Source organism: Caldicellulosiruptor bescii DSM 6725 (assembly GCF_000022325.1).
Taxonomy (GTDB): Bacteria; Bacillota; Thermoanaerobacteria; order Caldicellulosiruptorales; family Caldicellulosiruptoraceae; genus Caldicellulosiruptor; species Caldicellulosiruptor bescii.
In genome coordinates, this window is the sequence record NC_012034.1 from 2,002,111 (window position 1) to 2,015,829 (window position 13,719).

Below are 13,719 nucleotides of genomic sequence, written 5' to 3' on the forward strand. Positions count from 1 at the left end.
TTTAAAAACCCATGTCTTCTTTGACAAGCACAACCTTGATTCTTCCTTTTGCAGGAGATCTTCTTGTTACAACAATATGGCTGCAGATGCACTCAAAACTTAAACAATCATGGCATTTTCCATCCTGAGTACATGGTGTGTTTCGAGAAAGTCTTTTTGAGTTCATAGGAGATGCTATGTTCCTTACCCTCAGCAAACCTTGCTCTTCGTTTAAAACAAGCTTGTTCTTACCGGCAATCACTATTACATTTTTAGGACCAAAAAGAAGCGCTGCAAGTCTGTTGCCATTTCCATCTATGTTTATGAGTTTTCCGTCAAGTGTTATTGCGTTTGTTGACATAAGATAGTAGTCAGCCCAGAAAGATTTTCTGTAAATCTCACCAAGCTCCTCAGGTGTTATACCTTCTTTGTATCTGTCCAAAAAGTTGTAATTGCCATTTCTCAGAAAATCTATCACACCACACTCAAAAAGTGTCATCGACCCGCCACAAGATACCACACTGCCTTTTGAAATGAGCTTTTCTAAAAGAGGCACAACATCTTCTTTTTTCTCGATAACAAAACATTCAAAGTTTCTTGCTTCCAAGTTTTTCTTTACAGTTTCAAAGTTTGTATCTATCCACCATGCCTTGTGTGGATTCATTTTAAATCACCCCTTGACATTTTATCGTTTGTCTCTTTTAAGATATAATCTTGCAAGCTCTCAATGCTTGAAAAAACTAACGCTTTTTCCCTCAAGCAATTGTAAAGTTTAGTTGCCAAACCACCTGTGAAATCACGTTTTGAAATATCCTCTTCTTCAATTATACAAAGATGATTAGCAAATTTAAGTGCCTCTAAGTTTTTTAAGTTTTGAACACCAAATGGAATGTTGCACAGCACACACAGGTCTGCTTTCTTGATAAGCTGAATGTTTTCGATGTACTCTTTTTCTCCAATTGGCATAAAAGGTTTTGTAAAAACTGTATAGATGGAAAAAAGTTGAGCTGTTTCAAAGTCTGTATCGTTTGTGGAAAGAACACCTGTTGTCACCCTGCATCCCATTTCAATTAGCATCTTATAAAGAAGCTGTGCACTTCCACCTCCTGATACAACATGTACATGAAAAGTTTTTGGAACGTCTGTCTGGATAAGCTCTATGTCAAATATACCGAAAGGATTTTTGTAAACAACTGCATCAACTTCATATACTTTTCTTATATTCTCCTGAGTTAAAACCTCATCAGGTCTTCCAATATCCACAACTCTGCCATCTTTCATCATAATGATGCTATCACACACTTTTGCTGCCATCTTCAGATTATGAATTGCCATTATGACTATCTTCCCAGAAAACGCTTCTTCTCTTACAAGCCTAAGTATCTTTTCCTGATGAGAGATGTCTAAATTTGAGTTCGGCTCGTCCAAAAGTAAAACTTTAGTATCCTGAGCAAGTACACGAGCAAAAGAAGTTCTTTGCCTCTCACCACCTGATATCCTTAATATGCTCGAAAATTTTTTACTGGAAAGTTCAACCTGTTTTATTTTCTTCTCTGCAATTGTTCTACTTTCTTTGCTGTTTAAAAATTTACTCTTTTCATAAGGAAATCTCCCCATCATAACAACATCAAGGACTGTAAAAGGAAAGTTTGAAAATACATGTTGTGGCATATACGAGATATGCTTAGCCCTTTCTATATCAGAAAGTTGGCTAAGCTGCATATTATCAAAATAGATTTTTCCTTCAAAAATTTTGACAAGTCCTGCTAAAGCCTTTATCAGTGTACTTTTACCACTTCCGTTTGGTCCAACAAATCCATAGACTTTCCCTTCTTCGAACTTAAGCCTTCCGTCTACCTCAACAATGGGATAAGAGTAGCCGCATTTAAGGTTCTCAACAAAAAGAGGCATTATTCTATACACTCACCTCATTTTCATGCTTTTTCAGAAGGTACAGAAAGTATGGTACCCCCACTAAAGAGGTTATAATCCCAACCTTTACTTCAACCGGTGAAAACAATACTCTTGCAATTGTATCACACACAATCAAAAATATTCCACCACTTAAAATTGAAGCAGGTATCAGCCTTCTATAATCGCTTCCAACAATAAGTCTGAGCATGTGGGGGACAATTAGCCCAACAAAGCTGATTGGTCCTGAGACAGAAACCGCTATTCCTGTTATGAGCGAAACAAGAAAAAGCAAGGTTTTTTTCAGCTTTTCTGGATTTACTCCAATTGTAAAGCTTTCTTCCTCTCCAAGTATCAAAATGTTTATCCTCTTTGCAAATAGCAATGAGCACAGTATCAAAATACAAAGAGGAACTAAGCTAATCTTCACATGCACCCAGCTTCGACCGTCTAAACTACCGAGCATCCAAAAAATATATTCGCTTACCTGATACTGATTTATGTTTGAAAGAATCAAAGAGTTTATGGAAGACACAAAGGTTGAAACTGCAATACCAATTAAAATGAGGTTTGTAATGGGCGTTTTGTTGTTCTTGGTTGAAAGCCTATACACTAAAAACGAAATCAAAAGCGCACCTGCAAAAGCAAACAATGGTAAATAAAATATGTTTATGGTGTTGAGCGAAAAGGCTATGCAAACAATAGCACCTAAACTTGCACCACTTGATGTCCCAATAATACCTGAATCTGCCATAGGATTTCTGTAAAGTCCTTGAACCAATGCACCTGCTACGCTTAAGCTCATCCCGACAACCATTGCAATTAATATTCTTGGTAGTCTTATCTGACTTACAATAGTCAAATCAAGGCTGTTTACAGAACCTTTATTTAATCCTATCATAAATAAAAGCGCCTTTAAAACACGAAGGGGAGGGATAAAAACACTTCCCACCCCTATGGATATTATAAATACTGCAAAAAGCAGAAAAGCTAAAATAATCAAAACCTTTTTCAACTATACCACCACTTATAAAAACCTTATTTAAAAAGATACGGATATGCAGCTTTTGCTAAGTCATAAATACCTTCAACAATATAGTGCGAAACTGTTTGAACGTGCCTATCATCAAGAATAATTACGCTGTTGTTCTTCACAGCTTTCAAGTTTTTGAAAGCAGGGTCTTTTTTGAACTCCTCTACATACTGCTGAGAAGTCTTTTTGGGATTGTACGACGCAGATGGAATAACAATGATGTCAGGGTCCCATTCCAAAATTTGCTCTTTTGAAATAGTTGGCCAACCTTTCAATCCCGCAACAGCAGCTATATTTATAACCCCTGCATATTTTGCTATCTCATGCTGAGTCGTATTTTTACCATATGTGGAATTGAAGTAGTATGTGTAGAAAAGCACATATTTTTTCTTTCTCAAGTATTTTACCTTTTTCTGGACAAAATTTATTTTATCGTCCATGTACTTTATAAGAGCCTGGCCTTTCTGGATTTCACCAGTTAGCTTTGAAAGATTTATTATCTCCTGTTTAATATTTTCAATTGAATTTGGATTTAAGCTGACATATATAGGACACTTAAGACCTTTCTTCAAAAGGTCGTACTTTGACTTGTCAATGTAATAAGGCACTATCACAAGGTCAGGTTTTGCCGCAATTATTTTTTCAATGTCGTTGCTCGAATATCTGCCTTTTACATTCTTAGCAAGATTCACAACATTCGAATTGTTCTTGTCATCAGCAAATATAGAAAGTCCTACAATTCTGTTAGCAGACACCATATTGAGCAAAATCTCATCTGTCTGAAGCGCAAGCGACAAAATCCTTTGAGGTTTTTGCTTTACAGTTATGCTATATCCTTTTCCATCCTTGACTGTGACAGGGAAGTCGGCAGCATGTGAATAAAATGGAATTAAAGCTACAGCAAATGTAATTAAAACAACTATTGCAATTAGCTTTTTAGAAAACTTCATCGGCATATTCAACCCCTTTGTATGTAATAATTTGCTTGCATTATTATATCACACAAGTTGCTGGATGTCTATACTAATTATTTCTGTTTCTTCTGGTAATAAATTTAATAAGGTAGGATCAAAAGGAAGCTCACGGTTTACCCACCTTATATAACCACTCACTGGGGATTTCAAGGTGTACGTCTTGTAGATTGACTCAATTCTTGCAAACTCTTCTCCTTCTTGAATATACCCTGACGTCTTGAAAAACTCAAATATAACAATATCACCAAGTTCTATTTCCAAATTTTTAGTTATTCCCACTGAAGCAAGCGAACCATTAACTTCAACCCACATATTCCCAAAAAGAAGCCTCTCACCATACAGCATCTTTTCCATTCCCTTTTTAAAAATATTTTTTTACTTTCCAGCAAATTTTTTTAGTTGATCATAAGTCATCATACCAACATTTTTCGCTATTACCTTGCCTTTTTCGTCAATCAAAAATGTTGTGGGTATTCCTTCAATCCCAAATTGTGCAGAAATCTTTCCATCTCTGTCAAGAAGTACTGGGTACGTCACTCCCATTGAACTTAAGAACTCTTCAACTGTTGTTTTATCTTCTTGAATATTAATGCCAATCAAAACAACATCTTCGTTTTCGCGATAAAATCTTTCAAAATCGGGTATCTCAGCCCTGCAGGGTGGACACCATGTCGCAAAAAAGTTGAGCACAACCTTTTTACCCCTAAAATCTGATAATGAATACTCTTTGCCATCCACTGATACAAGCTTGAAATTGACTATACCTTCGGCAGCTGCGTTCTCTTTTGAGCGCGACATAATCTGGTATACTAAAAGCCCAATCAAAATGGCGCTTATCAATATAAAGATAACATTTTTGATTTTATTATTCAACATGAAATATTCACCTCTTCTTGAAATTTTCTATTTTTTACCTGAAAAAATTTATCTTATCAAAAAATGCAAGCATGCCAAATGCAATCAAAAGCGCACCTGTAAAATACTCTATTGCCCTGCTGTACCTATTCAACATGCCAAAAGAAGCTTTTAACCTATCTATTAAAAAGCTTGAGATCAAAAACGGCACGGCAAAACCCATCGAATAGATAAAAAGCAGCATCGCTCCTTTTAAAAGAGTCTTTGAAATAGCCGCCATACTCAAAATAGAGGTTAAAACTGGTCCCACACATGGGCTCCAGCTTATACTCAAAACCATTCCTAAGATTAATGGTGAAGCGTTAATATTCAAATTACTTTTACCCTGTATAGGTATAAAAATCCTTTTTAAAAAATCTGGTGACAAGTCAAGCATCACCAGACCCATCAAAACAATAACTATTGCTGCTATCTTTTTTAGCACAAAACTGTACCCAGAAAAAACACTGCCTACCACTGCAGCAAGCACTCCAAGTACAACAAAGACAATTGAAAATCCCAGAACAAACAAAAGGCTATTTTTTAACCTGCTACCCTTTTGAGAAAAAAGATATAGGACATACACAGGAATAAGCGGCAAAATACAGGGTGAGAAAAAAGACAAAAAACCGGCTGTTGCCGCAACAAAAATATCTATTTTCATAATATTCTTCCCCTTTTTTATTTGATTTTGTACCCACCATTTACAATTACCCACACATCATCCAGTGCTTTTAATCCTCTGCCATCACTTCTTGCTACTAAATAAAAATGGTTAAATAAAAGTTGCTGGTTTGCTCCTATATCTTTTGCGCTTGTCAAATCAATAATTGTTGCACCTTTTGGCAAAACTGAAATAGCTTTTCCAACCCGCACCACAAACTCTGTTGATGCATCAAACAAGATGGTTTTGTTTTTCGGAACCTTTATAACCTCATAACCTTTGGTATATATAAAGTCACCTTTTTTTACTCCTGAAGAACTTGAGATATTTTTTAATTGGGCATCAAGCTGTGCAGTTTGCAATTTTAACTTTTCAATCTCAGAAGACAAATTCGCAACGCGGCTTTGAAGCTTTGAAATATCCTGTGCTTGATCTGAAGAAGTATTTGTATCTTTAATCTTTTTATCTAATTCATTTATTTTATTGTCTATGTACGCCTTTAACTGGTCAACCTGCTTTTTTAAAAAACCGTATGTGACAAGAGCATTGCTGTCAATTGACTGTGTAGATGCAAATATAACCCCCAGGCTCAGCACTCCTGCGACCAGAACAAGTATCAAAAAATTTACGCCTTTTTTAAACCTGCACTTTCTTTCTTTTTCCAATCATATCCCTCCGCTGTCCATTCAATTAACCCAAGGCTTATAAGAATTGCCTGATTTACTTTTTCCATAACCTCATCAGAAAGCTTGCCAACCTTATTTTTGAGCCGCACTTTGTCAATTGTTCTGATCTGCTCAAGTAAAATGACAGAGTCACGGCTGAGACCAAACTCACCCGCACGAATCTCAACATGGGTTGGAAACTTGGCTTTGCCAATCTGTGAAGTTATCGCAGCCACAATCACAGTTGGGCTGTATTTGTTCCCTATATCATTTTGAATTACCAGAACTGGTCTTATGCCACCCTGCTCAGAACCAACATGAGGAGCAAGGTCAGCATAAAATATGTCTCCCCTTTTGATTTCAAGTGGTGGTTGATTTTGATTTTGTTGTATCACTTTCGCCACTCTCCGCTATCCTACTTTCTTCTATTCTATAAAAATCATACCCAAAATCATCATAAATTATATTCTCATATTTTAAAAGTCCTTCAAAATCAAGTGCAAGCCATTCGTTTGCAATGCTTCTATTTAGCTCTGCATATTTTTTATAACAACTTTCAAGTTCTCTTTCAATCTTTTTCTGCTTTCTTTTTTCAAAAGCTGTCCTCGTAAAACCATCATCATAAGAATTACTTTTATACTGCAAAAGGAATTTTACAAATCGTATTTGCGGCATCTCATTTCCCCCTTGCAAAACAAAATATAAAAAACATGTAGGAATAAGCGGATGAGCTTATTATCAATTATACGGTTTTTGAAAAGAATAAATCAATGTAAATTTTTCATAAGATATAGTTTAATATTTTGACAACTCGCCCATCCTTTATATAAACCCGTGGGATTCGTTTGCTAAATGAACACACAATCTCATAGTTTATAGTGCCAATCTGCTCAGCCAAATGGTCAGCCAAAATCTCATTTTTTCCTTGTTTTCCTATAATGACAACCTCATCGCCAATCTTGACATCCTCAATATCGGTCACATCTACCATGCATTGGTCCATACATATATTCCCAATAACCTTGGCAAACTCACCTTTTATGAGAACATATCTTTGACTACTTCCAATACGCGTAAAACCATCTGCATAACCAATAGGTATGGTAGCAATTTTGCTTTTGCGTGTAGTTATATATCTTCTGTTGTAGCTTATTGGGAAACCTTCCGGCACCTCTTTTACATTGATAACTCTTGCCTTGACAGACATCACAGGCTTGATACTTATGTGCTCTTTCAAGCTACTGTTTGGATAAAGCCCGTATAGGATAAGACCAAGCCTTACAACATCAAGTTGATACTGGGGGAAACGGATTGCCGCACTGCTATTTGCAATGTGCTTATATTTAAAGTATACCCCATTTTTATTGAGTTCTTTCACAAATTTTTCAAATTTCATAAACTGCTCATGCGTAAAATCATCAGAATCTGGATCGTCTGCAGATGAAAAATGAGAGAATATTCCTTCAAGTTCGATGTTTGGTAACTTTGCTATATTTAGAACTGTCTGTATACTTTCATCACAGCATAGAAATCCAATTCTTCCCATTCCAGTATCAACTTTGATATGTATCTTAGCATTTTTTCCTATCTTCTGTGCTGCCTGGCTAAGATAATATGCCTGCTCATACGTGTAAACTGTCTGGCTAATATCATTTTCAACAACCTGCTCAGAAAGTTCAAAAGGAGTAAAACCTAAAATTAAAATTGGAACATCAAAATTGAAATGTCTCAACTGCAATGCCTCGTCAATTATTGCCACAGCAAGCATACTAACACCATTTTTTACAAGTACTCTTGAAATTTCAACCGCTCCGTGCCCATATGCATCAGCTTTTACAACAGCCATTATTTTTGTTTGAGGTAAAATCTTTTTTTTGATATTTTCAAGATTGTACACCAAATTGTCAAGGTCAATCTCTGCCCACACCCTGTTGTAGAGCGACAATTTGTTCATCCCTTTCTATACTTTTTGTATTCTTTCAAGTAAATGGTTTTCATAAACCTTTTATCATGATATATTACTCCTATTTTTTCCAGTTTGTCGTATACAAAGTAGAAATGGAGGTACCTTATATCATCTTTCAGTTCTAACGTAACAATTGTTTGATTCTGCTGAACTACAATTGAGTACTTTTCGGCATTTATCAGCTTATCTATATAGTAGTCCAAAAATATGTCCTGGGCAATACTTTTTATGTTTTTGCCATCCATCAAAACATTTCCGTCCTCTTTTGTCAATTTTATCTTTCTTGTGCCGTTTACAAACTCCGCCTCAACCCTCCCATCAATTCTCTTTTCTAAAAACGAGTACTTTGAAACACCATCTTTTGAAGAGATTTCCACATAACCTTTTGCAATATAGTCGGAAAAAATTTTTAAAGCAGGACGTTGAACAGTATTTTTGCATCCAGAAAGTTCAAAAAGCAGCATAACTACTATACACAGCCAGAGTTTTTTATACAAAAACCTCATTCTTTATATTTAACCTTCAATTAGTCTCCTAATAGCACTATTGAGCCCCTCTATAATATCTGAGGGCAAAATTGTCTGCATTGTCTTTTTTTCAAGCAAGATATCTGCCGAAAGAGAATGAAGATATACCGACAGTTTTGCCGCCTCAAAAGCAGAATATCCTTGAGCAATCATAGACAAAATAATACCCGTGAGAACATCTCCGCTTCCGCCTTTTGCCATGCCAGGATTGCCAAGGACGTTTATAAAAACCATATCACCATCTGTAATTATTGTCCTTGAACCTTTTAGGACGCATATAGCTCTAAATTCACTTGCAATCTTCTTTGCAGCATCAATGGGACTTTTAGCAACATCTTTTACATCAACATCAAGTACTCTTGCAGCTTCCATATAATGCGGAGTTAAAACTTTTTGAGATTTATAGCTTGCCAAAAGTTCTCTTGCTTTTGGGCTTGATGAAAGAGTATTTAGTCCATCTGCATCTATTACAATAGGTATTTGGAAATTTTCTAAAATATGAATCAATATCTTTTCAACTTCTAAATCCCTTGTAAGCCCACAGCCAAACCCCAAAACATCAAGCTTGGCAAGGTATTCGTTAAATTTTACAAAACTATCAAAAGATATAACACCTTCTTTGCCCTCAAGAGGCAGCACTATTATCTCCGGTTTTCTTAAATTCTGAAAATAAAGCGCTTCTTGGGGTGTTATTAAGTAGCAAAGTCCACAGCCGCTTTGTACTGCAGCATTGCTGCACAGAACCGCCGCACCAGGATAATACTTTGACCCGGCAACTATTCCCACCTTGCCATAATCGCCTTTGTGAGAGTCGGGAAACCTGTAAAATCTGGATATATCTAAATCCTCAGCTGTTAGAATTTTTACCTTGATATCTTTGATAATCTTTTCAGGGATACCTATATCTTTAACAATTACCTTTCCACAATAATAGCTACCTGGGTACAAAATATTCCCTATCTTAGGGTAAACAAACGTTACTGTCTTGTTAGCCTTAACAGCACAGCCTTTAACTTGAGCTGAATCAGAGCAAATTCCACTTGGAATGTCAACCGAATATACATAAGCGCCGCTACCATTTATATACTCAATTGCCTCTTTATAAAGTCCATCAATCTCCTTTGAAAGACCTATTCCAAAGATTGCGTCAACTATTATGTCAAATCTCTGGGTTTTGAGAGATAATAATAGTTCTTCTGACAAAATGCTAACATCGACTTCCAGCCTTTTCAATATATCAAGGAAAACTTTGGATGTCAAAGTCACATTCTCATCGAATAAGAATACCTTTACATTTGGACAAACCTGGGCAAGATACCTTGCAACAACAAATCCATCGCCGCCATTGTTGCCTTTTCCGCAAAAAACTGCAATGTTTTTGTCATCAAGAGTTTCAAAATCCTTTCTTATCTCTTCAAAAACACAAAAACCAGCATTCTCCATCAACACAACTTCAGGTATCCCTATTTCTTGCGAAGCTTTCCTGTCAATTTCCTTCATCTGGGATGAGTTCAAAATAAACATTTATCATCCCTTCTTTTTTTTTATTTTTCAGCAATGGCAACTGCAACTGCAACTGATTTTTGGTGAGATATACTCACCACAATATTTTTAATTCCAAGCTCAAAACAAAGAGCCTCTGCCCTGTTATAAAGCTTCACCATTGGACAACCAGTTTTTCCTTTTTGTATTTCTATGTCTTTAAAGCAAAAAACAACTCCTGTTGAAAGTGCTTTGGCAACTGCTTCTTTTGCAGCAAAATACCCTGCTATTGTCTCAGGATTATATCTTTTCTGTTTTATATATTCAAGCTCACAGGAAGTAAACACCCTTTTTAAAAATTCATCAAATCTCTTCATATCTTTGAATCTGTCCACTTCAACAACATCAATACCAATATTAAATATCATAAACTATTTTCCCCTTCTAAGTTAAATATTGCATAATTTTTGCTTAAAAAACAACAAAAAATATAAATGAAAGGAGGGACTAAACATGAGTTTTATAAGCTGCTGGTATCCCTGCAAATATCAAAAAGAAGGATACTGCTTAAAAACTCACGTTTGTCCACCATCAAAATACTGTACTGATTTTTGTCTGTTTTTTGAACCAATAGAAAGTATTAAAAGAAAAAAAGAGAAAGAAAAAGAAAACCTTTAGAAATTATTTTACCATATTCTCCACAAAGAAAGAATGCCAATAATTTTGAGATGTGAGCTCCGGATGAAATGTTGTAGCCAAGATATTTTTTTGCAAAACTGCAATTGGAGTTTCAAGCTCTGCTAAGACCTCAACACCCTCTGCTACCTCAACAATCCTCGGCGCTCTTATAAAAATGCACTCTGTGGCTATGTTGAATCTTGGGACAAAAACTTCTTTTTTGAAACTGTCAAGCTGGCTTCCATAGGCATTTCTTTCTATCACTATGTTAAGAACGGGAAGAACACCACTTCCCTGGTTTTTGATATTTTTAGAAAGCAAAATTGCACCGGCACATGTTCCCCAAACTGGCATACCTTCATATATTAAGTTTAAAATCTGATCTTTTAAGCCTGTTTCAATCAAAAATTTTCCAATTGTAGTACTTTCTCCCCCAGGCAAAATTAAACCATCAAGGTCTTTTAAATCCTCTTTTTTCTTGACAAGCTGAGGCTTTGCCCCAAGCTCTTCTATCTTTTTCACATGTTCTATAACTCCGCCTTGAAAAGCTAATACTCCTATTGTCTTCAATTTTTAATTCCCCCTGAGACTCAAAAGTTCATGCTCAGAAAGACTTCTCAAATCTATACCTTCCATCTCTTCGCCAAGGTCGTATGATATTTCTGCCAAGATTTTTGGGTCATTGTAATATGTTGTTGCCATCACAATTGCCCTTGCTCTTTTCTCAGGATTTTTGCTCTTGAAAATGCCAGAGCCGACAAATACGCCATCTGCACCAAGCTGCATCATCAAAGCTGCATCAGCTGGTGTTGCAATTCCACCCGCCGCAAAGTTGACAACAGGAAGACGTTTGAGCTCGGCTGTTTTTTTCAAAAGTTCATAGGACACTCCAAGTTCCTTTGCATATGCATAAAGCTCATCTCTATTTAGCGATGCAGCATAGCTAATTTGTTTATTTATTCTGCGAAGGTGTCTTACCGCCTCAACTACATTTCCTGTCCCAGCTTCACCTTTTGTTCTTATCATAGAAGCTCCCTCTTGAATTCTCCTCAGAGCTTCGCCTAAATCCCTTGCACCGCACACGAACGCAGCTTTGAACTTCCACTTATCAATGTGATGCTCCTCATCAGCAGGAGTTAAAACTTCACTTTCGTCAATATAATCTATACCAAGTGCTTCTAAAATCTGTGCTTCAACAAAGTGTCCAATTCTTACCTTTGCCATAACAGGTATTGAAACAGCACTTTTAATTTCCAATATTATTTTCGGGTCAGCCATTCTTGCTACTTTGCCTTCTTTGCGCAGATCTGCCGGAACTTTTTGAAGAGCCATAACAGCAACAGCACCTGCTTTTTCAGCAATCTCAGCCTCTTTTGGAGATGTCACATCCATGATGACACCGCCTTTTAGCATCTGCGCAAGGTTTTTGTTGAGCTCATATCTCTCATTTACAACCTCGCTCATAATTTAGCACCTCCGTATCGATATAATTTGTTGAAGTCTTTTGTCCACTTTATTATAATTAAAATAAACTGTGTGTAAAGACGGGATGAATGATGAGTGTATCGATACAGATTGACAAGAATTTAAAAAAGCCTCTTTACCTTCAGCTTTATGAAGATATAAAGCAAAAGATTTTGTCAGGTGAGATTAGTTATATGCAGAGGCTTCCGTCTGTGAGAAATCTTTGCAAGACGTTAAATGTGAATCTTTCAACTGTTACAAAGGCGCTGAGCAAGCTTGAAAATGAAGGCTATATCAAAGCAACCCCTGGAAGTGGTTATTACGTTGTATACAGTGAGTATCAAGATAAAATCATTTTTGAGGAAGAAAACCTTGTAGATGCTCAAGGTTATATCAATTTGGCTTCATCAAAGCTTCCATATAACCTATATCCTATCGAATGGTTCAAAGATTCTTTAAACTGCGCAATCGAAGAGTATTCACCACAGATTTTCGATTATATCGAACATTTTAAAAATCCTCTAAAGGAGTACTTGGTAGAGACATATCTTAAAAAGCTTGGGATTGTTACAAGCCCTCAAGAGCTCACAATTGTATCAGGTGCTCAGCAGGGAATTGAGATTACAACAAAAAGTTTTTTAAAGCCCGGCGATACAATATTTTTAGAAAATCCTTCGTATCTCGGTGCATACCATATATTTAGCAATATGCACCTGAACATTGTTAGTCTTGACATTGACCAGATGCTAAATATAGAAGATTACATTAAAAAGTTTTTACCAAAGGCCATATACATTATTCCTTTTTCGCAAAATCCAACCGGGATTTCATACAGCAAAGAGTACAAGGAGTATCTGTGTGAGATTTCACAAAAATATGACTTTTATATCATTGAAGATGATTTTTTAAGCGATATAGGGGTGGATGAAGGAATTTTACCAATCAAAGCATATGACAAACACGACAGGGTGTTTTACATAAAGAGCTTTTCAACCGTTACAATGCCTGCACTGAGAATTGGATTTGTTGTGGCACCAAGGCATCTTTCCGAAGAGGTTGCATACTACAAGTCAATGGCAGATATCTCAACATCGCTTTTGATACAGGTATCTTTTTATTATTTTTTGAAAAACTTCTTTGACAAGCACATAGAAAACTTGAAAGTATACATAAACCAAAGACAAAAGCTATTTTTAAGATTGGCAAAAGACCTGCAAATAGACGACAGACTATTTACTCAAGATGTTCAGGGAATATTTGTTTCTTTCTATCTTCCACCAACGATATCATCTGCTACTGTTTATAATAAACTTAAATCACAAAAGGTTTTAGTGCAGCCCCATACATGTTTTTATCACAAACCTGCCTCTACAAACTTTTTTAGAATAAGTTTTTTAGATTGCAGTGAAGATGAACTTCAAATAGCTATGCAGAAAATTCAAAAGGTTTTGAATTCAGCTTACCAAAAAGAGGAGGTATGAA

18 protein-coding genes are annotated in these 13,719 nt (G+C 36.1%); 2 read left to right on the plus strand and 16 right to left on the minus strand.

Going from position 1 to position 13,719, the window contains the following annotated elements; genetic code table 11:
• Nucleotide 1: 1 nt before the first annotated feature.
• The 14 genes from ATHE_RS09500 to acpS form a co-directional block, all read right to left on the minus strand.
• Nucleotides 2-643: a lactate utilization protein gene (locus tag ATHE_RS09500; protein ID WP_015908275.1), complete on the minus strand. Its 642-nt coding sequence runs from the start codon at nucleotides 641-643 to the stop codon at nucleotides 2-4.
• Nucleotides 640-1,890 carry an ABC transporter ATP-binding protein gene (locus ATHE_RS09505; protein ID WP_015908276.1) on the minus strand — a complete coding sequence of 417 codons (1,251 nt, stop codon included), beginning with the start codon at nucleotides 1,888-1,890 and terminating at the stop codon, nucleotides 640-642. The genes ATHE_RS09500 and ATHE_RS09505 overlap by 4 nt, the downstream gene beginning before the upstream one ends.
• 4 nt (nucleotides 1,891-1,894) lie before the next feature.
• Complete coding sequence (locus ATHE_RS09510; protein WP_015908277.1) at nucleotides 1,895-2,905, minus strand: FecCD family ABC transporter permease; 1,011 nt, start codon at nucleotides 2,903-2,905, stop codon at nucleotides 1,895-1,897.
• Nucleotides 2,906-2,928: 23 nt separating this feature from the next.
• Complete coding sequence (locus ATHE_RS09515) at nucleotides 2,929-3,879, minus strand: ABC transporter substrate-binding protein (protein ID WP_015908278.1); 951 nt, start codon at nucleotides 3,877-3,879, stop codon at nucleotides 2,929-2,931.
• Nucleotides 3,880-3,921: 42 nt separating this feature from the next.
• Complete coding sequence (locus ATHE_RS09520) at nucleotides 3,922-4,242, minus strand: glycine cleavage system protein H (RefSeq protein ID WP_015908279.1); 321 nt, start codon at nucleotides 4,240-4,242, stop codon at nucleotides 3,922-3,924.
• Between the two features lie 30 nt (nucleotides 4,243-4,272).
• Nucleotides 4,273-4,773 carry a TlpA family protein disulfide reductase gene (locus ATHE_RS09525; RefSeq protein WP_015908280.1) on the minus strand — a complete coding sequence of 167 codons (501 nt, stop codon included), beginning with the start codon at nucleotides 4,771-4,773 and terminating at the stop codon, nucleotides 4,273-4,275.
• Nucleotides 4,774-4,807: 34 nt separating this feature from the next.
• A complete protein-coding gene (locus tag ATHE_RS09530; protein ID WP_015908281.1) occupies nucleotides 4,808-5,455 on the minus strand; it encodes a cytochrome c biogenesis CcdA family protein in 648 nt (215 codons plus the stop codon).
• A gap of 17 nt (nucleotides 5,456-5,472) precedes the next feature.
• Nucleotides 5,473-6,120, minus strand: coding sequence for a hypothetical protein (locus ATHE_RS09535; protein ID WP_015908282.1), 648 nt, complete (start codon nucleotides 6,118-6,120; stop codon nucleotides 5,473-5,475).
• Complete coding sequence (locus ATHE_RS09540) at nucleotides 6,081-6,524, minus strand: type II toxin-antitoxin system PemK/MazF family toxin (protein ID WP_015908283.1); 444 nt, start codon at nucleotides 6,522-6,524, stop codon at nucleotides 6,081-6,083. The genes ATHE_RS09535 and ATHE_RS09540 overlap by 40 nt, the downstream gene beginning before the upstream one ends.
• Nucleotides 6,481-6,795, minus strand: a complete 315-nt coding sequence (locus ATHE_RS09545; RefSeq protein WP_015908284.1) for a hypothetical protein — start codon at nucleotides 6,793-6,795, stop codon at nucleotides 6,481-6,483. The genes ATHE_RS09540 and ATHE_RS09545 overlap by 44 nt, the downstream gene beginning before the upstream one ends.
• 106 nt (nucleotides 6,796-6,901) lie before the next feature.
• Nucleotides 6,902-8,074: an alanine racemase gene (gene alr / locus ATHE_RS09550; RefSeq protein ID WP_015908285.1), complete on the minus strand. Its 1,173-nt coding sequence runs from the start codon at nucleotides 8,072-8,074 to the stop codon at nucleotides 6,902-6,904.
• Nucleotides 8,071-8,592 (minus strand): hypothetical protein, encoded by a 522-nt coding sequence (locus tag ATHE_RS09555; RefSeq protein ID WP_015908286.1) that lies wholly within the window; start codon nucleotides 8,590-8,592, stop codon nucleotides 8,071-8,073. Before ATHE_RS09555 ends, alr begins: the two co-directional genes overlap by 4 nt.
• 9 nt (nucleotides 8,593-8,601) lie before the next feature.
• A complete protein-coding gene (locus ATHE_RS09560) occupies nucleotides 8,602-10,137 on the minus strand; it encodes an NAD(P)H-hydrate dehydratase (protein ID WP_015908287.1) in 1,536 nt (511 codons plus the stop codon).
• Between the two features lie 20 nt (nucleotides 10,138-10,157).
• A complete protein-coding gene (acpS, locus tag ATHE_RS09565) occupies nucleotides 10,158-10,523 on the minus strand; it encodes a holo-ACP synthase (protein WP_015908288.1) in 366 nt (121 codons plus the stop codon).
• Nucleotides 10,524-10,608: 85 nt separating this feature from the next.
• On the opposite strand from acpS, the gene ATHE_RS14795 reads away from it, so the two are divergent.
• Complete coding sequence (locus ATHE_RS14795; protein WP_015908289.1) at nucleotides 10,609-10,773, plus strand: hypothetical protein; 165 nt, start codon at nucleotides 10,609-10,611, stop codon at nucleotides 10,771-10,773.
• A gap of 3 nt (nucleotides 10,774-10,776) precedes the next feature.
• Here ATHE_RS14795 and pdxT read toward each other — a convergent pair whose 3' ends face one another.
• The gene (pdxT, locus tag ATHE_RS09570; RefSeq protein ID WP_015908290.1) at nucleotides 10,777-11,343 is read right to left on the minus strand and encodes a pyridoxal 5'-phosphate synthase glutaminase subunit PdxT; all 567 of its coding nucleotides are present in this window, start codon (nucleotides 11,341-11,343) and stop codon (nucleotides 10,777-10,779) included.
• Between the two features lie 3 nt (nucleotides 11,344-11,346).
• The gene (gene pdxS, locus ATHE_RS09575) at nucleotides 11,347-12,237 is read right to left on the minus strand and encodes a pyridoxal 5'-phosphate synthase lyase subunit PdxS (RefSeq protein ID WP_013429831.1); all 891 of its coding nucleotides are present in this window, start codon (nucleotides 12,235-12,237) and stop codon (nucleotides 11,347-11,349) included.
• A gap of 92 nt (nucleotides 12,238-12,329) precedes the next feature.
• Here pdxS and ATHE_RS09580 point away from each other — a divergent pair, with 92 nt between their 5' ends.
• Nucleotides 12,330-13,718, plus strand: a complete 1,389-nt coding sequence (locus tag ATHE_RS09580) for an aminotransferase-like domain-containing protein (protein WP_015908291.1) — start codon at nucleotides 12,330-12,332, stop codon at nucleotides 13,716-13,718.
• Nucleotide 13,719: the final 1 nt, after the last annotated feature.